The organism is Streptomyces sp. NPDC058221 (genome assembly GCF_042882365.1).
Lineage (GTDB): Bacteria > Actinomycetota > Actinomycetes > Streptomycetales > Streptomycetaceae > Streptomyces.
This window is the reverse complement of sequence record NZ_JBHVWF010000033.1, coordinates 34,156-52,304: the sequence shown is the minus strand read 5'-3', so window position 1 is coordinate 52,304 and position 18,149 is coordinate 34,156. Positions and strand designations below refer to the sequence as shown.

Sequence of the window (18,149 nt, the reverse complement as noted above, 5' to 3'; positions counted from 1 at the left end):
ACAGGCTCGACGGGGGCTGCTGCCCGCTGCTCCCTCCTCCGTTCCCCGGTGCGGGGACACGGCTCGGTCCGATGTGCGGGTTCCGATCCCGGCTCCTTTCTCCGTTCTCCGTGACCGCTTCCGCGTGCGGCCGGCCGGTCTGCGACCTTTCCCGGCTTCGCCTCCTCGCACCTCCCTTCACCGTTCACCGTTTTCCCGGCCCGACGCCGCACCTCCTCCCGTCCGCTTCCCCGCCCGGGCCCTTCCTGCGGGCTGCCGGCTCAGTGCGTCCGGCGGGTGACGAACTCCGCCAGGGCCAGGAGATCGCCCGCCGCGGAGAGATCGGGTACGGCGCGGGAGAGATGGTGCACGGCACGGGCCATCCGGTCCGCGGCGCAGATCTGTGCCCAGTCGCGGCCTCCCGCCCGGTCGACGGAATCGGACGCGCGACTCACCTCCCCGGACGTGTTCATCGGGCCGCGGTAGAGCGCGGCGAGCTCCGCCGCGGCCGGGGTGCCGGAGGTGAGCGCGGCGACGACGGGCAGCGACTTCTTGTGGGCGACGAGATCGGCCCCGACGGGCTTGCCGGTCTGGGCCGGGTCCCCCCAGATGCCGATCAGGTCGTCGATGAGCTGGAAGGCCAGCCCCGCCTCCCGGCCGAAGCCGTCCATGGCCCCGACAGCCCGCTCGTCCGCACCCGCGTAGAGCGCGCCCAGCGCACAGGCGCAGCCCAGCAGCGCTCCCGTCTTGGCCGTGGCCATGGCCAGGCACTCGTCCAACGAGACCTCGTCCGGGCCGCGTTCCTCGAAGGCGCAGTCGGCCTGCTGGCCCGCGCACAGCTCGATGACACAGGTCGAGAGCCGGGCCGAGGCGCGCGGCGACATCGCCCGCGCGTCCTCGGCGAGAAGCCGCTGCGCGAGGGCGAGCATGGCGTCACCGGCGATGACGGCGTCCGGGATGCCGAAGACCGTCCAGGCCGTGGCCCGGTGTCTGCGGGTGCGGTCCTCGTCGATGACGTCGTCGTGCAGCAGGGTGAAGTTGTGGGCCAGCTCCACGGCGACGGCTGCCCGCACGGCGTCCCGTGGGTCGCCGCCGAGCGCCCGGGTCGCGGCCAGCACGAGCGCCGGCCTGATCGCCTTGCCCGCACCGCCGGCGGCCGGGCTGCCGTCGGCGTGCTGCCAGCCGAAGTGGTACATGGCGACGCGCCGGATCGATCCGGGCAGCGAGGCGACCGCTGCCCTCAGGTGCGGGTCGACGAGGGATCGGGTGTACTCCAGAAGCGCCGCGGCCTCGTTGCCCTCGGTCGCGGCATCTGTACGGGTCATGGTCAATCGGTCACCCCGGTCGTTGCCGTCCCGGCCCGGTCGCTGTCGCCCCCGGGCCGGGGACGTGGGTGGTTGCTGTGGGTGCTGCGGGCCGTGGCCGAGGCGGCCCGGACCGGCGGGGGCGGCCCCGCCGGTCCGGGCGCCGCAGGCCTAGCGCCAGCGGCTGACCTCGACGTTCTCCAGGACACCGAGCGCGTCCGGCACCAGGATGGCTGCCGAGTAGTAGGCCGTCACGAGGTAGGAGATGATCGCCTGCTCGTCGATGCCCATGAAGCGGACCGACAGGCTGGGCTCGATCTCGTCGGGGATGCCCGTCTGCTGGAGTCCGACGACGCCCTGTTCGGCCTCACCGGTCCTCATGCAGATGATCGAGGTAGTGCGAGCGTCGGTGACCGGGATCTTGTTGGACGGGAAGATCGGCACCCCTCGCCAGGCCGGCACATGGTGCCCGCCGACGTCCACACTCTCCGGGACCAGCCCGCGCTTGCTGCACTCCCGGCCGAAGGCGGCGATGGCCCGGGGGTGGGCCAGGAAGAGCTTCGACCCACGCCGGCGCGAGAGCAGCTCGTCCATGTCGTCGGGGCCGGGCACCCCGTCGTGCGGCTGGATCCGCTGGCCGTAGTCGCAGTTGTTGAGCAGGCCGAACTCGCGGTTGTTGATCAGCTCGTGCTCCTGGCGCTCACGCAGCGCCTCGACCGTGAGCCGCAACTGCTGCTCGGTCTGGTTCATCGGCTGGTTGTAGAGGTCGGCGACCCGGCTGTGCACCTTCAGCACCGTCTGCGCGACGCTCAGTTCGTACTCGCGCGGCGCGGAGTCGTAGTCGACATAGGTGTGCGGCACGACGGCTTCGCCGACATGGCCGGCGGACAGGTCGATCTCCGCCTCGCCGTACTTGTTGGTGCGCTGGTGCGGAATGGCCAGCAGCCCGGCGAGGTGGGTGCGCAGCGCGTCGGACCGCTCGGCGAGGTTGAGCACATCCGCCCGCCGCAGTGTCAGCACCGTGCACGCGGTGACGGCGCGGGCCGTGTACTCCCAGAGGGCGTCTCCCTCGATGAGGGAGTGGTCGCCGAAGTAGGCGCCGTCGGCGTGGACCCCGAGCACCGTCTCGTCCCCGTAGGGACCGGTGCCGATCTTCTCGACCCTTCCGTGCGCCAGCAGGAAGACCCGGTCCGCCGCCTCACCGGCCGTAGCAAGGAGCTGGCCTGCGGGAATGTCTCGCTGCTCGCACCTCCGGGCCAGTTCGGCGAGCGCCTCCTCGTCCCCGAAGTCCCGCAGGGCGGGGAGCTCGCCGAGCTCTGCGGGGATGACCGCCACCCGGTCCCCGGTCTGTACGAAGGTCACCCGGCCGTCGCCGACCGAGTAACTCAGCCTGCGGTTCACCCGGTATGTGCCGCCCTGCACCTGGACCCAGGGGAGCATCTTCAGAAGCCACCGTGAGGTGATCTCCTGCATCTGCGGAGCGGACTTGGTGGTCGTCGCGAGGTTCCGCGCGGCTGCCGTGCCAAGACTCTGCTGCGGCGGCACCTGCACGTTCTGAACCTCTTCACCAACGGACATCTGACGTCCTCTCGATCATCGGCTGACCTGCGAGAAGAAGCCTTTCAGCAGGGGACTCGGCGCGCCATTACACAAAAGAGTGCGACTAATCGTGCTTTGGGCTGGGCACAACGCTGCGCGATACCTTTGAACCGGTTTAACTTGCATCTGGAATACCAATTATCTACGGTGACGCTCATGCGGCTGACGAGATTCACCGACGTGGCGCTGCGGGTGCTGATGCGCCTCGCCGTCGTGGAGGACGGGGATCCGCCGACCACCCGCGAGGTGGCGGCGACCATGGACGTGCCGTACTCCCACGCCGCGAAGGTCGTGGCCCGGCTCCAGCACCTCGGCCTGGTCGAGGCACGGCGGGGCCGCGGCGGCGGGCTCACCCTCGCCCCGGGCGCCGGGTCCGCCTCGGTCGGCGGGCTCGTCCGCAAGCTGGAGGGCCCCGGCGACGTCGTCGACTGCGAGGGCACAGCCCCGTGCCCACTGCGGGCGGCCTGCCGGCTGCGCGGCGCCCTGCACGAGGCCACGGAGGCCTTCTACGCCACGCTCGACCCGATCACCGTCGCCGGTCTCGTCGCATCCCCCACCGGGCCGCTCCTGATCGGCATCAGCAGCGGGCGCCCGCCGGGCGGCTGACCCTCCGGCACACCGCCCCTCCCGCACACCGGGCCCACGGCCAGGCCTTCTTCACCCCGCCAATAAACTTGCATATCAGATACCAATTCAAATCCGAGGAGTCACGATGCTCTCCGAGCCGTCGACCGCCACCGTCCGTGCCACCCTCCCCGCCGTCGGCGCGGCCATCGGGGACATCGCGGATCTCTTCTACCGCAAGCTGTTCGACGCCCACCCCGAGCTGCTGCGCGATCTGTTCAACCGCGGCAACCAGGCCTCCGGCGCCCAGCGCCTGGCGCTCGCCGGTTCCATAGCGGCCTTCGCGGCCCACCTGGTGGAGCACCCGGACACCCGCCCCGACGTCATGCTCGGCCGCATCGCCCACAAGCACGCCTCGCTCGGCGTCACCGCCGCCCAGTACGACGTCGTGCACACCCACCTGTTCGCCGCCATCGCCGAGGTGCTCGGCGACGCCGTGACCCCGGAGGTCGCGGCCGCCTGGGACGAGGTCTACTGGCTGATGGCCAACGCCCTGATCGCCGTCGAGGAGCGACTGTACGCGCAACAGGGCGTCGTCGCCGGTGACGTGTGGCGCGACTGGGAGGTGGTCTCCCGGACCGAGGAGACCGAGGACGTCGCCACCTTCCGGATCCACCCCGCCGACGGTGCGCCCGCTCCGGACTTCCACCCCGGCCAGTACGTCTCGGTGCAGGTCGAACTCCCGGACGGTGCACGCCAGATACGCCAGTACAGCCTCTCCTCGGCCCCCGGCTCCACGCTCCGCTCGATCGCCGTCAAGCGGGTGCGCGGCGGTGGTGCGCCCGACGGCGAGGTCTCGCGGCAGCTGCACGAGCGGGTCCGGGCCGGCGACCGGATCCGGGTCTCGGCCCCGTACGGCGACCTCGTGCTGAGGTCCTCCGACGCCCCGCTCCTGCTCGCCTCCGCCGGCATCGGCTGCACCCCGATGCTCTCGATGCTGGAGCAGCTCGCGAACGACGGGCACGCCGCCCCCGTCACCGTCGTCCACGGCGACCGCTCCCCCGGCACCCACGCCCTGCGCGCCGACCATGCCCAGCTCACCGGCAAACTCCCCGACGCCGCCGCACACTTCTGGTACGAGAACCCCGAGCCCGGCCACCCCGCGAACCGCACCGGCCAGGTCGACCTGACGGGCCTGGTCATCGCGTCCGGCACCCACGCCTACCTCTGCGGCCCGCTGCCCTTCATGCGGTCCGTGCGCACCCAGCTGCTCGCCAGGGGTGTCCCCGCCGCAGATATCCACTACGAGGTGTTCGGCCCCGACCTGTGGCTCGCCAGGGGCTGAATCCGGCCCGGCGCTCACGGAATTGACCGGATCGGCTCGCACACCGCCCGAACAGGGCCGCTTGCACGGTCCATAACTGGTCCGGGTCCGGGTTTGTCGGGTAGAAGCGCTGTACGGACATACTCCCCCACGCACAAAAGGAGTCGGCCATGTCCTCACCCATGTCCGCGAGCGCCTTCCTCGCCGCCCTGAAGAACGAGGGGCTCACCGTCGTCCAGGTCGGCGACTGGCGTACCCACAACCGCAATAGCAAGGGCGCCTGGGGCCCGGTCAACGGCGTGATGATCCATCACACCGTCACCAAGGGCACCGACGCCACCGTCCGTGTCTGCCGCGACGGCCACAGCGATCTGCCGGGGCCGCTGTGCCACGGCGTCATCGCCAAGGACGGCCGCGTCCACCTGGTCGGCTACGGCCGGGCCAATCACGCCGGTCTCGGCGACGACGACGTCCTGCGCGCCGTCATCGCCGAGAAGGGCCTGCCGTCGGACAACGAGGCCAACACCGACGGAAACCGGCACTTCTACGGCTTCGAGTGCGAGAACCTCGGCGACGGCAAGGATCCCTGGCCCGACGCCCAGCTCGAAGCCATCGAGAAGGCCGCGGCAGCGATCTGCCGCCACCACGGCTGGACCGCCAAGTCGGTCATCGGGCACCTGGAGTGGCAGCCGGGCAAGGTGGACCCGCGCGGCTTCACGATGGCCGCCATGCGGGCCCGGATCCACGACCGCCTGAAGTAGCCGCCCGGCGGCCCGGCCGGGGCACGTCCACAATGGGGACATGCCCGCCACACCACCCGGCCCGTCCGGCCTCGCCCGGCTGCAGCCGGTGCTTCCGTCACCCCTGCAGCCGGTCGAGGACGACCGGTTCGCCCGGCACGGCGTACAGCTGCTGCTCAAGCGTGACGACCTGATCCACCCGGATCTGCCGGGCAACAAATGGCGCAAGCTCGCCCCCAACCTGCTCGCCGCCGCCGGACGTCCCGTGCTGACGTTCGGCGGCGCGTACTCCAACCACCTGCGGGCCACGGCCGCCGCCGGCCGGCTGCTGGGCTTTCGTACGGTCGGTGTCGTACGCGGCGACGAGCTGGCCCACCGGCCGCTCAACCCCTCGCTCGCGCAGTGCGCGGCCGACGGGATGCGCCTGCACTTCGTCGACCGCACGACCTACCGCGCCAAGACCGATCCACAGGTCCTGGCCGGGCTCCTGAGCGCCTACGAGGAGTGCGAGGTCATCCCGGAGGGCGGCAGCAACGCCCTGGCCGCACAGGGCTGCACAGAGCTCGGGCACGAGCTGCGCGGCGCGGCCGGCGTGGCCGCGGTGGCCTGCGGCACCGGCGGCACCCTGGCCGGTCTCGCCGCCGGCCTCGCTCCGGGACAGCGCGCCCTCGGCGTCCCGGTCCTGCGCGGCGGCTTCCTGGGGGACGCGGTGCGCGGCCTCCAGCACGAGGCGTTCGGCGGACCGGCCGGCGTCTGGTCCCTGGACGAGCGCTTCCACTTCGGCGGCTACGCCCGCACCACTCCCGCCCTGCACGCCTTCGCGGACGACTTCGAGGACCGGCACGGGCTGCCCGTCGAACGGCTCTACGTGGCCAAACTCCTGTACGCACTCACCGTGCTGGCCGGGGAGGGCGCGTTCCCCGCCGGTACCGCCGTCGCCGCCGTGGTCACCGGCCGCCCGGAGCCGGCCCGGGGCCCGTCCGGTGCCCCTCAGTCCGCCTCCTCCCGGTAGGCCGCCGCCTCCTCCAGGTCGAGACGCCTGAGCAGGGTCCGCATCATCTCGTCGTCGATGCCCCGCTCGTCCCTCAGCCGCACGAAGACCGCACGCTCGGCCTCGATCATCTCGCCGGCCAGCCGCCGGTAGGTCTCGTCCGCCGACTCCCCCGTCACCGCGTTCGCCGCCCCGAGCCGCTCCCACACCGCGTTGCGGCGGCGCTCCAGGACGGTGCGCAGCCGGTCGGTGAGCGGCTGGGGCAGCCGGTTGTGCTCGTCGGCAAGCAGTTCCTCCAGCCGCGCCTCGGCGGCCGTGGACGCCTCGCTCTGCGCCTGGGCCTCGGCGAGCGTCTCGGCCTGCCGGTCGCGTCCCGGAAGCTTCAGGACGCGCACCAGGAGGGGCAGGGTGAGCCCCTGGATGACGAGGGTGCCGATGACTGTGGTGAACGTCAGGAAGAGCACCAGGTTGCGGGCCGGGAACTCCGCCCCGTCGGACGTGACCATCGGGATGGAGAAGGCGATGGCGAGCGAGACGACCCCGCGCATGCCGGCCCAGCCGACGATCAGCGGCGCGGTCCAGTCGGTCTCGGGTTCCCGCTCCCTGATCCGTCTCGACAGCCACCGGGGCAGATAGGTCGCCGGATAGACCCAGATGAACCGGACGACGACGACCGCCAGGAACACCGCCACTCCGTACCAGAGTGCCTCCCCGACGGCGTACGCACCGAGGCCCTTCAGCACGAAGGGCAGCTGCAGGCCGATCAGCGCGAAGACGGCGGACTCCAGGACGAAGGCGACCATCTTCCAGACGGCCGCCTCCTGGAGTCTGGTCGCGAAGTCGACCTGCCAGGACCGGTGGCCCAGGTAGAGCGCGACGACGACCACCGCGAGCACTCCCGAGGCGTGCACGCGTTCGGCCGCCGCGTACGCCACGAAGGGGATCAGGAGCGACAGGGTGTTCTGGAGCAGCGCCTCCTTGAGGTGGGTACGGAGCCAGTGCAGCGGCACCATGAGCACCAGCCCGACCCCGACACCGCCGACCGCCGCGAGGAAGAACTCGCCGATCCCGGCGCCCCAGCTCATCCCCTCGCCCACGGCCGCGGCGAGCGCCACCTTGTACGCGGTGATCGCGGTGGCGTCGTTCACCAGGGACTCGCCCTGGAGGATCGTCGTGACCCGGGCGGGCAGGCCGACCCGCCGGGCGATGGCGGCGGCCGTGACCGCGTCCGGCGGGGCGATCACGGCGCCCAGCACCAGCGCGGCGGTGAGCGGCAGATCGGGCACCAGCCGGTAGGCCAGCCAGCCGACCGCGACCGTCGCGAACAGCACATAGCCCACCGAGAGCAGGGCGACGGGGCGGAGGTTGGCCCGCAGGTCGAGGTACGAGCTGTCGACGGCGGCCGTGTAGAGCAGCGGTGGCAGCAGGAGCGGCAGCACGATGTGCGCGTCCAGGGTGTACGTCGGAACCCCCGGCACGTACGAGCCGATCAGCCCCATGGCCACCAGTAGCAGCGGGGCGGGCACCGGCGTGCGGCGGGCCAGCCCCGCTACCGCCGCACTGGCCGCGACCAGTGCCACCAGTGGCAATGCGTCCATCTCACGGTCCTCGCATCCGTCGTAACCTGGCAATCATGAGTGAGTGCCCGCACGTATCAGATCTGCCGCGCCCCGAACCCGCACCCCTCAGCGAGACCTGTCTCGAATGCCGGGCAGCGGGCACCCATCCCGTACAGCTGCGACTCTGCCTGGTCTGCGGCCATGTCGGCTGCTGCGATTCGTCACCCATGCAGCACGCCACGACGCACTTCAAGGAGACCGGCCATCCGGTGATGCGGAGCTTCGAGCCCGGCGAAAGCTGGCGCTGGTGCTTCGAGGACGGTTCGATCGTCTGACGCCTGGGTACGTCAAACCGGCGCCTGTTGTTCGTAATTGACTGCCGCAGACCTCTAGCCACTGTGTGTACTCATGGGCTTACCATGAGTGACAGTCATGGGACGAGGTCTTGGCGACACGGCATCATGGATCGCGATAGCGTCGCCGGACCAAGAACCGAAGACGTACCGCATGGCTCCGGGGCACCCTTCCCGGATCCTCGAATGAGTTTGTGCCACCTTGGAGGTGAGGGTGTCCCAGATCGCAGGCGAGCCCGGGAATCAGGACTTCGTAGAGGTCCGGCTGCCCGCTGCGGGTGCCTACCTGTCGGTGCTGCGTACGGCCACGGCCGGCCTCGCAGCGCGCTTGGACTTCACTCTCGACGAGATCGAGGATCTTCGCATCGCGGTCGACGAGGCCTGCGCGATCCTGCTTCAGCAGGCCGTGCCCGGCTCCGTCCTCAGCTGCGTCTTCCGTCTCGTCGACGACTCTCTCGAGGTGACGGTTTCGGCCCCCACGACGGACGGTCGGGCCCCGGAGCGCGACACCTTCGCCTGGACGGTGCTCTCCGCACTGGCAGGAAAGGTCGACTCCACGGTCGCCGACGACCGGACGGTCAGCATCAGCCTGTACAAACAGCGCGGCGCGGGACCCGGGCCGGCGTGAGCAACGGGAACGGGGACGGTCCTGTGCGGGACGAAACGATCCGACCAGGGGTGGTGCGCGCAGCAGGCATCCCGGAGCAGCAGGCCCTGCCTCATCCGGTGGACGGGGCGGACCTGCCCCGTGCGGTGGACGGGGCGGACGGGCCCGCTGGCCGTACGGTCGTGGTGGAGCAGTCGCAGGCGGAGCGGGCAGGCCAGATGAGCGAGCACGGGCACCACGATCCACACGACCGCAGCGGGGCGCGGGCGTTGTTCATCGAGCTGGGCAAGCTCCCTGACGGATCGGCCGAGAAGGCCGAGCTGCGCAACCGGCTCGTGCGGATGCATCTGCCGCTCGTGGAGCACCTGGCCCGCCGCTTCCGCAACCGGGGCGAGCCGCTGGACGATCTGACCCAGGTCGCCACGATCGGCCTGATCAAGTCGGTCGACCGGTTCGATCCGGACCGGGGTGTCGAGTTCTCGACGTACGCGACGCCCACCGTCGTCGGCGAGATCAAGCGCCACTTCCGGGACAAGGGCTGGGCGGTACGGGTGCCCCGCCGTCTCCAGGAGCTGCGGCTCTCGCTGACCACGGCGACCGCTGAGCTCTCCCAGCAGCACGGCCGCTCGCCCACGGTTCACGAGCTGGCGGAGCGGCTCGGCATTTCCGAGGAAGAGGTCCTGGAGGGCCTGGAATCGGCCAATGCCTACAGCACGCTCTCGCTGGACGTGCCGGACACGGACGACGAGTCCCCCGCGGTCGCGGACACGCTCGGCTCCGAGGACGAGGCGCTGGAGGGGGTCGAGTACCGGGAGTCGCTCAAGCCGCTGCTGGAGGATCTGCCACCCCGGGAGAAGCGGATTCTGCTGCTCCGGTTCTTTGGCAACATGACCCAGTCGCAGATCGCGCAGGAGGTCGGCATCTCACAGATGCATGTCTCGCGGCTGCTGGCCCGCACCCTTGCGCAGCTCCGGGAACGGCTGCTCGTCGAGGAGTAGCCGGACGGCGCGCGGCCCCGGGAGACCGGTGGCCGCCTGCGCCCCGGTTCGCGCGTACGCGTCGGCCGTCCGCGTCAGGCTTCGGTGTCCGTTTCGGGCGCCGAGCCCGGCCGACGGATACCGAGAGCGTCGATCGTCGTAGGCCTGGCCAGCTGGTACAGCGCGGTGAGCGACACCGCCGCGAGGACGATCCCGGCCGGGATCAGCACGCCCTGGGACCGCAGCAGCGTCCACGCCACCGGCAGGGCGATGATCTGGGTGATGAGGGCCGGACCGCGGCTCCAGCTGCGTCGCCGCAGCAGTCCACGGGCGGCGAACAGCGGGATCAGCCCGAGCGCGACCAGTGTCAGACCGCCCATTTCGGCCTGTTGCGGGCTGTCGGGGCGGCCGAGCAGACCCATGACCAGCATGTAGATCCCGCCGATGACGAGGGCCGCACCTTCGAGGGCGTTGAGTCCGGCCACGAGCGTGATCCTGGCCGGCTTCGGCGGTTCGGCCAGAGGCATCGGCGAGGGCGCGTTCTCCTGAGTACTCACCCTTGCAGATTGGCATCCCCGGCCCGCGAAAGTGAAGCCGGGGTCGCCGTGCCCGGGGAACGCGCCGGTTCCGGCCGCCCCGCCGCACCCAGGTCGTCACTGTGCGTGAAGGCCACCGGGCAGGACTTCAGTCCCGTACCCCGCGGTAGGTACCCTGGCGGACATGCGCGCACTTCTTGTGGTCAACCCAGCTGCCACCACCACCAGTGCGCGGACCCGTGACGTGCTCATTCACGCACTGGCCAGCGAGATGAAGCTGGAGGCCGTGACCACCGAGTACCGCGGACACGGCCGCGACCTGGCGCGTCAGGCCGCGGCCAGCGACGACATCGATCTCGTGGTGGCGCTCGGCGGCGACGGCACGGTCAACGAGGTCGTGAACGGCCTGCTGCACAACGGCCCCGACATCGACAACCTGCCGAAACTCGCCGTGGTCCCCGGCGGCTCCACCAATGTCTTCGCCCGCGCCCTCGGCCTGCCCAATGACGCCGTGGAGGCGACCGGGGCCATCCTGGACGCGCTGGCCAACCGGACGGAGCGCACCGTCGGCCTCGGCCTGGCTGCCGGAACGCCGGGCACCGAGGACGAATCCGTCCCGGAACGCTGGTTCACCTTCTGCGCCGGCCTCGGATTCGACGCCGGAGTCATCGGCCGGGTCGAACAGCGACGGGAACAGGGCAAGCGGTCGACCCATGCGCTGTACGTCCGCCAGGTGCTCCGCCAGTTCCTCGACGAACCGCACCGGCGGAACGGGGTGATCACGCTCGACGTGCCCGGCGAGGAGCCGGTCACCGACCTCGCGCTCTCCATAATCTGCAATACGGCACCCTGGACCTACCTGGGGAATCGCCCCATATACGCCTCCCCGAAGGCCACGTTCGACACCGCCCTGGACGTCCTCGGCCTGCAGCGGCTTTCGACGGCCGCGGTCACCCGCTACGCCGGTCAGCTGCTCACCTCGAGCCCCGAAAAGGGTCCACGCGGCAAGCACGCGGTTTCACGGCATGACCTCACCGACTTCACCTTGCATTCAAAGGCCCCACTGCCCTTCCAGATGGACGGTGACCACCTGGGGCTGCGTACAAGTGTGACGTTCACAGGCGTACGCCGTGCACTGCGTGTGATTGTGTGAGCGGAAGGGACCAAAGTCCTTTAACTCGAACGTTTGGACTGGCTTCCACCCTCTAGAAGTACGGCTGTGACCTAGCCGACACCGAGGAATCAAAAAAAACTTTCCTGAAGGGGTTGTATCCGTCGCCGAGGTTTGCGAATCTCTACATGGCGATCGGGACGGCCCGCAACAACGGCCTCCACTGAGAGCCAGAACCCCTCCTCACTTCACAGGACCACATCCAGTCCATCTGGACGTCGGCCCGACACCTGCGGGGGGATTCGTGAAAGCGTTCACATTCACAAGCCACAGTACGTAATACCAAGGAGAGGTAGCAGCCATGGACTGGCGTCACAACGCCGTTTGTCGTGAGGAAGACCCGGAGCTGTTCTTCCCCATCGGCAACACCGGTCCTGCGCTGCTGCAGATCGAGGAAGCCAAGGCCGTCTGCCGTCGCTGCCCCGTCATGGAGCAGTGCCTGCAGTGGGCGCTCGAGTCCGGCCAGGACTCCGGCGTCTGGGGTGGCCTCAGCGAGGACGAGCGCCGCGCAATGAAGCGCCGCGCCGCTCGCAACCGGGCGCGCAACGCCAGCGCCTGACCGACGCCACCGCTACGAACCTGAGCCAGGCGGCGCGTACAGAGCGTACGCATCACCCCGCCCTCCCCCGAGTCGCAGCGCGCAGTACCCCCGAAGCGCATGCTTGACCAGAAGGCCCGGACCGTGACCAACGGTCCGGGCCTTCTGCTGTGCGGGCTTCCTGCTGTGCGGACGTCCGGCGGCGCGGTGCCTGCGGAGGGGCTACTTATCGGCGCTGACCGGGATGTCGAGGATGACCTGGGTGCCACGCTCGGGCGCCGGAACCATGCCGAACGTCCCGCTCAACTCACCCTCCACCAGCGTCCGTACGATCTGGAGCCCCAGATTGCCGGCGCGCTGCGGGTCGAATCCCTCGGGCAGACCGCAGCCGTCGTCCTGAACGGTGATCAGCAGCCGTCCCTCGGCGGGCGAACCGCCCCGCACCGCGGAGACCTCGACCGTGCCGGACTCGGCGACTCCGAAAGCGTGCTCCAGTGCGTTCTGCAGCACTTCGGTCAGGACCATCGCCAGCGGGGTGGCCACTTCGGCGTCGAGAATGCCGAAGCGTCCCGTACGGCGGCAGGTGACCTTGCCCGGCGAGATCTCGGCGACCATGGCGATGACCCGGTCGGCGATCTCGTCGAACTCCACCCGCTCGTCCAGATTCTGGGACAGCGTCTCATGCACGATGGCGATCGAACCGACGCGCCGTACCGCCTCGTTGAGCGCCTCGCGGCCCTGCTCGGAGTCCATCCGCCGGGCCTGCAGCCGCAACAGGGCAGCCACCGTCTGGAGGTTGTTCTTCACCCGGTGGTGGATCTCCCGGATGGTCGCGTCCTTGGTGATCAACTCACGCTCGCGGCGGCGCAGTTCCGTGACATCGCGGAGCAGGACCAGGGAGCCGATCCGGACACCCTTGGGCTTGAGCGGGATCGCGCGGAGCTGGATCACTCCGCCCGTGCACTCGACCTCGAACTCACGGGGCGCGTAACCGCTGGCCAGTTTGACCAGCGCCTCGTCCACCGGGCCCCGGGAGGGTGCGAGTTCGGCGGTGATCCCGCCGAGGTGCTGTCCGACCAGGTCGGAGGCGAGACCGAGACGGTGGTACGCGGAGAGGCCGTTGGGGCTGGCGTACTGGACGACACCGTCGGCGTCGAGCCGGACCAGTCCGTCACCGACCCGCGGCGAGGCGTCCATGTCGACCTGCTGACCGGGGAACGGAAACGATCCGGCGGCGATCATCTGGGCCAGGTCCGAGGCGGACTGGAGGTAGGTGAGCTCCAGCCGGGAGGGGGTGCGGACCGTGAGGAGATTGGTGTTGCGGGCGATGACGCCAAGCACCCGGCCCTCCCTGCGCACGGGGATCGACTCGACCCGCACGGGCACCTCCTCGCGCCACTCCGGATCGCCCTCGCGCACGATCCGGCCCTCGTCCAGTGCCGCGTCCAGCAGCGGACGGCGGCCGCGCGGCACCAGATGGCCGACCATGTCGTCCTGGTAGGAGGTGGGGCCGGTGTTGGGCCGCATCTGGGCGACGGACACATAGCGGGTGCCGTCGCGGGTGGGAACCCAGAGCACCAGGTCGGCGAAGGAGAGGTCGGAGAGCAGTTGCCACTCCGAGACCAGCAGATGGAGCCACTCGAGGTCGGTGTCACTCAGGGCTGTGTGCTGGCGGACGAGGTCGTTCATGGAGGGCACGCGTGCGAGCGTACCTGTGGATACGCACAGGTACCGAACCGGAAGGTCCGGGCGTACGTGCAGGGGGAAGGGCCGGAAATTGCCGTTCCCCATGGATGGACAGGGATGAATGGTCTAGTCCACAATGCAGAAGACAGAGCCTCCGCTCTCCCCGCACAGGAGAGCGGAACGAGATACCAGCGCTCTCTGCCCTGACTGCGCCGGTATCTCTCCCCGGCCGGGGGCACCGCACACCGCCGGCCAGGCAGACCGCCCCCTACGGCGGGCGGTCTTGCTCCGGGCTGCGGTGCTGGTCGGGCTGAGGGTCCCGGCCCGGCGCCGCGGCCCGCGGGTGTTTCCGGGCCGTCCTTGCCGCCCGGTCAGCGGGTTTCGGTGACCTTCGCGAGTGCGCGCGGGGCGTCCGGGTCCTGGCCCCGGGCGATCGTCACCTCGTAGGCGAGCATCTGCAGCGGCAGGATCTCCAGGATCGGCTGGACCTCCTCCGCGACTCCGGCCGTCGGCAGCACGAAGCCCGCCGACGCCGCTTCCACCTGGGCCTTCGGCCCGACCACGAAGAGGTCCGCGCCGCGTCCGCGCAGCCGGTCGAGCACCGGCTGAAGAGCCTCGCCGCCCCGGCCGTCGGTGACCACGGCGATCACCGGGGAGATGTTGTCGACCATGGCGAGCGGCCCGTGCAGCAGGTCGGCGCCCGAGTAGGACAGAGCGGGGATGTAGCTCGTCTCCATCAGCTTCAGGGCGGCTTCCTTGGCCGTGGGGTAGCCGTAGCCGCGCGAGGTGATGACCATGCGCTCGGCAAAGCGGTAGCGCGACGCCAGGGCCTTGACCTCGTCCTTGCGGGCCAGGATCGCCTCGGCGAGTTCCGGCAGGATCGCGGCCCGGTCGCCGTCACCGCCGCGCAGGCCCTCCACGAACAGGTACAGGGACAGCAGGGATGCGGTGTAGGTCTTGGTGGCCGGCAGAGCCTTCTCCGGCCCCGCCAGGATGTCGATGTGGTACTCGGAGACCGCGGCGAGCGGCGAGTCCGGGTTGTTGGTCACCGCCAGCGTCACCCCTCCGGCCTCCCGTGCGGCCTTGGTCGACGCCACCAGGTCGGGCGAGCCGCCGGACTGGCTGACGGTGACGACCAGGACGTCCTTGAGGTCCGGCTTCGCGCCGTACGCGGTGGTGGTCGACATCGAGGCCAGGCCGCAGGGCAGCCCGAGCGTGATCTCGATCAGGTACTTCGCGTAGAGCGCGGCGTTGTCCGATGTGCCGCGGGCGGTGAGCAGCACGAAGCGCGGCTTCCTCGCCCCGATCTCGGCCGCCACCGCACGGATGGCGGGGGCCCCCTCGTCGAGGATGCGGCGGAGCATCGCGGGCTGCTCGGCCATCTCGCCGGACATGATCCGGCCGGGCAGCTCGCCCTCGCCTGCCGGGTACGTGACGGACATGTCTGGTGCCTCCCGGGGTGGACCGATGCATCAGCCAAGTCGAACACGGGGCACCTCGGGGCCGCCAGCGGACCGCGCCCGGCGGGATTGCGGCCGGAGTCACCCACCGTTCGCCCGCATGTACCCCTGGGTCGGTCCATGTGCGGGGAGTTCTGCTAGATTAGGACTTTGATTGGTCTATACCACATGTAGTCACTCCAGATCGGCAGGCCCCGCGTGGAAGTTGTCATCGTCCCGGACGCCAAGGCAGGCGGCGAACTGATCGCGGGGGCCATCGGCGCCCTGCTGAGCCGCAAGCCCGACGCCCTCCTCGGCGTTGCCACGGGCTCGACCCCGCTGCCCATCTACCAGGCGCTGGCGGACCGGGTCCGCTCCGGCGCCGTGGACGCCTCGCGCGCCCGCATCTGCCAGCTCGACGAGTACGTCGGGCTGCCGGCGGGCCACCCGGAGTCGTACCGCTCCGTGGTGCTGCGCGAGGTCGTCGAACCGCTCGGCCTTTCCGAGGCCTCGTTCATGGGCCCGGACGGCTCCGCCGAGGACGTCCAGGCTGCCTGCGAGGCGTACGACAGGGCGCTCGCCGAGGCCGGCGGGGTCGACCTCCAGCTGCTGGGCATCGGCACCGACGGGCACATCGGCTTCAACGAACCGTGCTCCTCGCTCGCCTCCCGTACCCGGATCAAGACGCTCACCGAGCAGACCCGGGTCGACAACGCGCGCTTCTTCGACAACGACATCGCGCAGGTGCCGCACCACGTGATCACCCAGGGCATCGGGACGATCCTGGAGTCCCGCCACCCGATCCTGCTCGCGACGGGCGAGGGCAAGGCGGATGCGGTGGCGCAGACGGTCGAGGGCCCGGTGGCCTCGGTCGTGCCCGCGTCGGCGCTGCAGCTGCATCCGCACGCGACGATCGTGGTCGACGAGGCGGCGGCGTCGAAGCTGAAGCTGGCGGAGTACTTCCGCGCCACGTATGCGGCGAAGCCGCAGTGGCAGGGTATTTAGTCCTTGGCGGTACGCGAGAGGGCCGGGGCACCGTGGGGTGTCCCGGCCCTCTCGCGTGCGGGTGCGTCCCGCGGACGCTTCGTCCTCAAGCGCCGGAAGGGCTTGATGTGTCCGGGCGCCCCCGTGCTCGGGTCTTGTCCTCAAGCGCCGGACGGGCTTGTTTTGGCCGCGCGAGCCTGATGTGGCCGCGCGAGCCTGATGTGGCTGACGGGCCTGGTTGGGTTGGGCGGGCCTACATCGCTGGTGCCATGGCCTCTGCCGCCGCCAGGCCGCAGACGCGGGCCGCTCCGTGGGTGGCGATGTGGAAGTCGCCCAGAGGTTCGGCCTGGGGGACGCCCATCTCGACCACGATCGTGTCCGGACGCTCCGCGAGCAGCGCGTCCAGGGCCTCGGTCATCCACGGGTGGCGGTGCGCGTCTCGGACGACGGCGACGATGCGCCGCTCCCCCGCGGCCCGCAGCACATCGGCCGCGAGTGCCTCGTTCCCCTTGCCGTACGTGTCGGTCCCGGTGCCCGGCACCAGCCGGGCCAGTTCGGCCGCGACGCCCCAGGGGGTCTCGGCGCCGACCGCGATGTTCGCGACCGGGGTGAGGGCGGCGACGTACGCCGGCCCGGTGAGCGGCCGGGCCGTGCCGGTCACCACGACCGCGCGGCGGGCCGCGACCAGGCCGATGTCGGAGCTGATGCCCGTGCTGCCCCCGGTGCCGGGCGCGGTCCCCTCCTGCACTGCCGCGCCCGGCTCCGGGACAGCCCCCCTGGCCCGCTGCGTCCAGGACGCAAGGGCCCGTACCCGGGCTGCGGCGTCGGCCAGCCGCTCCTCGGGCAGTTCACCGGCACGGACCGCCGCGACCAGCGCGTCGCGCAGCCGGAGCACCGTGCTGTCGTCGTCGAGGCCGCCGCCGACACAGAGCGCGTCGGCGCCCGCCGCGATCGCGAGGACCGAGCCGCGCTCGATCCCGTACGTCGAGGCGATGGCCTGCATCTCCACGGCGTCGGTGACGATCAGGCCGTCGTAGCCCAGCTCCTCGCGCAGCAGACCGGTGAGGATCTGCGGGCTCAGCGTCGCCGGGCGGTCCGGGTCGAGCGCGGGAAGCAGGATATGCGCGCTCATCACCGATTTGGAACCCGCTGCGATCGCCGCCCGGAAAGGCACCAGTTCACGGGCGTGCAGGGTTTCCAGGTCCACGTCGATGCGGGGCAGCGCGTGGTGCGAGTCGACCGCGGTGTCGCCGTGCCCCGGGAAGTGCTTGGTGCAGGCGGCGACGCCGGCGGCCTGGAGGCCCTCGACGTAGGCGGCGGTGTGCCGGGCGACCAGCCCGGGTTCGGCGCCGAAGGACCGTACCCCGATGACCGGGTTGCCCGGATTGGAGTTGACGTCCGCGGACGGCGCCCAATTGAGGTTGACGCCGCAGGCGGCGAGCCGGCGGCCCAGCTCCTGGGCGACGGCGCGGGTCAGGCCGGTGTCGTCGACGGAGCCGAGCGCCAGGTTGCCGGGGAAGGAGGAGCCGTGGCGCACCTCGAGCCGGGTGACGTCACCGCCCTCCTCGTCGATCGCGACGAGCACGTCGTCGCGTTCGGCGCGGAGCTGGGCGGTAAGGGCGGCGACCTGCTCGGGCGTCTCGATGTTGCGGCCGAACAGGCCGACGGATGAGAGGCCTTCGCCGACCCGGCGCAGCAGCCAGTCCGGGGCGGTGGTGCCGGTGAATCCCGGCTGCAGGACGGCGAGTGCGTCGCGGGTGAGGGTGTCCGTGGTGGATACGAGGGTGGTCATGGTGGC

The 18,149-nt window shown here is 70.7% G+C and carries 17 protein-coding genes; 10 read left to right on the top strand and 7 right to left on the bottom strand.

Translation table 11 applies throughout. The features are described from left to right. Positions 1-260: 260 nt before the first annotated feature. Together ACFVW8_RS13890 and ACFVW8_RS13885 are read right to left on the bottom strand one after the other, a co-directional pair. Positions 261-1,304, bottom strand: a complete 1,044-nt coding sequence (locus ACFVW8_RS13890) for a family 2 encapsulin nanocompartment cargo protein polyprenyl transferase (RefSeq protein WP_389689458.1) — start codon at positions 1,302-1,304, stop codon at positions 261-263. Positions 1,305-1,454: 150 nt separating this feature from the next. Further along, positions 1,455-2,861 (bottom strand): family 2B encapsulin nanocompartment shell protein, encoded by a 1,407-nt coding sequence (locus ACFVW8_RS13885; protein WP_389689456.1) that lies wholly within the window; start codon positions 2,859-2,861, stop codon positions 1,455-1,457. Between the two features lie 177 nt (positions 2,862-3,038). On the opposite strand from ACFVW8_RS13885, the gene ACFVW8_RS13880 reads away from it, so the two are divergent. The 4 genes from ACFVW8_RS13880 (at position 3,039) to ACFVW8_RS13865 (ending at position 6,522) form a co-directional block, all read left to right on the top strand. Further along, positions 3,039-3,488, top strand: a complete 450-nt coding sequence (locus tag ACFVW8_RS13880) for an RrF2 family transcriptional regulator (protein WP_389689454.1) — start codon at positions 3,039-3,041, stop codon at positions 3,486-3,488. A 106-nt stretch (positions 3,489-3,594) separates the two neighbouring features. Continuing rightward, the gene (locus tag ACFVW8_RS13875) at positions 3,595-4,791 is read left to right on the top strand and encodes a globin domain-containing protein (protein ID WP_389689452.1); all 1,197 of its coding nucleotides are present in this window, start codon (positions 3,595-3,597) and stop codon (positions 4,789-4,791) included. A 149-nt stretch (positions 4,792-4,940) separates the two neighbouring features. Then, positions 4,941-5,531: an N-acetylmuramoyl-L-alanine amidase gene (locus tag ACFVW8_RS13870; RefSeq protein WP_389689450.1), complete on the top strand. Its 591-nt coding sequence runs from the start codon at positions 4,941-4,943 to the stop codon at positions 5,529-5,531. Between the two features lie 40 nt (positions 5,532-5,571). Continuing rightward, on the top strand, positions 5,572-6,522 hold the full coding sequence (locus ACFVW8_RS13865; RefSeq protein WP_389689448.1) for a 1-aminocyclopropane-1-carboxylate deaminase/D-cysteine desulfhydrase: 951 nt from the start codon (positions 5,572-5,574) through the stop codon (positions 6,520-6,522). On the opposite strand, the gene ACFVW8_RS13860 is transcribed toward ACFVW8_RS13865, so the two are convergent. Then, positions 6,501-8,099, bottom strand: coding sequence for a Na+/H+ antiporter (locus tag ACFVW8_RS13860; protein WP_389689446.1), 1,599 nt, complete (start codon positions 8,097-8,099; stop codon positions 6,501-6,503). The genes ACFVW8_RS13865 and ACFVW8_RS13860 overlap by 22 nt on opposite strands. A 35-nt stretch (positions 8,100-8,134) precedes the next feature. Between ACFVW8_RS13860 and ACFVW8_RS13855 the strand changes: the two genes are divergently transcribed. The 3 genes from ACFVW8_RS13855 to ACFVW8_RS13845 all read left to right on the top strand — a co-directional run bounded on the left by ACFVW8_RS13855 (position 8,135) and on the right by ACFVW8_RS13845 (position 10,018). Next, positions 8,135-8,395: a UBP-type zinc finger domain-containing protein gene (locus tag ACFVW8_RS13855; RefSeq protein ID WP_389689444.1), complete on the top strand. Its 261-nt coding sequence runs from the start codon at positions 8,135-8,137 to the stop codon at positions 8,393-8,395. A 232-nt stretch (positions 8,396-8,627) separates the two neighbouring features. Continuing rightward, the gene (locus ACFVW8_RS13850) at positions 8,628-9,041 is read left to right on the top strand and encodes an anti-sigma regulatory factor (RefSeq protein WP_003966375.1); all 414 of its coding nucleotides are present in this window, start codon (positions 8,628-8,630) and stop codon (positions 9,039-9,041) included. Beyond that, a complete protein-coding gene (locus ACFVW8_RS13845) occupies positions 9,038-10,018 on the top strand; it encodes an RNA polymerase sigma factor SigF (protein WP_389689442.1) in 981 nt (326 codons plus the stop codon). The genes ACFVW8_RS13850 and ACFVW8_RS13845 overlap by 4 nt, the downstream gene beginning before the upstream one ends. 74 nt (positions 10,019-10,092) lie before the next feature. On the opposite strand, the gene ACFVW8_RS13840 is transcribed toward ACFVW8_RS13845, so the two are convergent. Beyond that, a complete protein-coding gene (locus ACFVW8_RS13840) occupies positions 10,093-10,482 on the bottom strand; it encodes a hypothetical protein (RefSeq protein ID WP_389689488.1) in 390 nt (129 codons plus the stop codon). A 235-nt stretch (positions 10,483-10,717) separates the two neighbouring features. Here ACFVW8_RS13840 and ACFVW8_RS13835 point away from each other — a divergent pair, with 235 nt between their 5' ends. Together ACFVW8_RS13835 and ACFVW8_RS13830 are read left to right on the top strand one after the other, a co-directional pair. Next, the gene (locus ACFVW8_RS13835) at positions 10,718-11,686 is read left to right on the top strand and encodes a diacylglycerol/lipid kinase family protein (protein WP_389689440.1); all 969 of its coding nucleotides are present in this window, start codon (positions 10,718-10,720) and stop codon (positions 11,684-11,686) included. A gap of 319 nt (positions 11,687-12,005) precedes the next feature. Continuing rightward, positions 12,006-12,263 carry a WhiB family transcriptional regulator gene (locus ACFVW8_RS13830; RefSeq protein ID WP_003953983.1) on the top strand — a complete coding sequence of 86 codons (258 nt, stop codon included), beginning with the start codon at positions 12,006-12,008 and terminating at the stop codon, positions 12,261-12,263. Positions 12,264-12,464: 201 nt separating this feature from the next. Here ACFVW8_RS13830 and ACFVW8_RS13825 read toward each other — a convergent pair whose 3' ends face one another. Together ACFVW8_RS13825 and ACFVW8_RS13820 are read right to left on the bottom strand one after the other, a co-directional pair. Then, positions 12,465-13,931, bottom strand: coding sequence for a sensor histidine kinase (locus tag ACFVW8_RS13825; protein ID WP_389689486.1), 1,467 nt, complete (start codon positions 13,929-13,931; stop codon positions 12,465-12,467). Between the two features lie 368 nt (positions 13,932-14,299). After that, positions 14,300-15,370: an SIS domain-containing protein gene (locus ACFVW8_RS13820; protein ID WP_389689438.1), complete on the bottom strand. Its 1,071-nt coding sequence runs from the start codon at positions 15,368-15,370 to the stop codon at positions 14,300-14,302. 216 nt (positions 15,371-15,586) lie between these two features. On the opposite strand from ACFVW8_RS13820, the gene nagB reads away from it, so the two are divergent. Next, positions 15,587-16,372 (top strand): glucosamine-6-phosphate deaminase, encoded by a 786-nt coding sequence (gene nagB / locus ACFVW8_RS13815; RefSeq protein ID WP_389689436.1) that lies wholly within the window; start codon positions 15,587-15,589, stop codon positions 16,370-16,372. Positions 16,373-16,604: 232 nt separating this feature from the next. Here nagB and ACFVW8_RS13810 read toward each other — a convergent pair whose 3' ends face one another. Then, entirely contained in the window at positions 16,605-18,143 is a 1,539-nt protein-coding gene (locus tag ACFVW8_RS13810) for a glycoside hydrolase family 3 protein (RefSeq protein WP_389689434.1), read from the bottom strand. Between the last annotated feature and the right edge of the window lie 6 nt (positions 18,144-18,149).

Coding starts and splice junctions, on each gene's coding strand:
- ACFVW8_RS13890 (WP_389689458.1), bottom strand. CDS start 1,304: ATGACCCGTACAGATGCCGCGACCGAGGGCAACGAGGCCGCGGCGCTT.
- ACFVW8_RS13885 (WP_389689456.1), bottom strand. CDS start 2,861: ATGTCCGTTGGTGAAGAGGTTCAGAACGTGCAGGTGCCGCCGCAGCAG.
- ACFVW8_RS13880 (WP_389689454.1), top strand. CDS start 3,039: ATGCGGCTGACGAGATTCACCGACGTGGCGCTGCGGGTGCTGATGCGC.
- ACFVW8_RS13875 (WP_389689452.1), top strand. CDS start 3,595: ATGCTCTCCGAGCCGTCGACCGCCACCGTCCGTGCCACCCTCCCCGCC.
- ACFVW8_RS13870 (WP_389689450.1), top strand. CDS start 4,941: ATGTCCTCACCCATGTCCGCGAGCGCCTTCCTCGCCGCCCTGAAGAAC.
- ACFVW8_RS13865 (WP_389689448.1), top strand. CDS start 5,572: ATGCCCGCCACACCACCCGGCCCGTCCGGCCTCGCCCGGCTGCAGCCG.
- ACFVW8_RS13860 (WP_389689446.1), bottom strand. CDS start 8,099: ATGGACGCATTGCCACTGGTGGCACTGGTCGCGGCCAGTGCGGCGGTA.
- ACFVW8_RS13855 (WP_389689444.1), top strand. CDS start 8,135: ATGAGTGAGTGCCCGCACGTATCAGATCTGCCGCGCCCCGAACCCGCA.
- ACFVW8_RS13835 (WP_389689440.1), top strand. CDS start 10,718: ATGCGCGCACTTCTTGTGGTCAACCCAGCTGCCACCACCACCAGTGCG.
- ACFVW8_RS13830 (WP_003953983.1), top strand. CDS start 12,006: ATGGACTGGCGTCACAACGCCGTTTGTCGTGAGGAAGACCCGGAGCTG.
- ACFVW8_RS13825 (WP_389689486.1), bottom strand. CDS start 13,931: ATGAACGACCTCGTCCGCCAGCACACAGCCCTGAGTGACACCGACCTC.
- ACFVW8_RS13820 (WP_389689438.1), bottom strand. CDS start 15,370: ATGTCCGTCACGTACCCGGCAGGCGAGGGCGAGCTGCCCGGCCGGATC.
- ACFVW8_RS13810 (WP_389689434.1), bottom strand. CDS start 18,143: ATGACCACCCTCGTATCCACCACGGACACCCTCACCCGCGACGCACTC.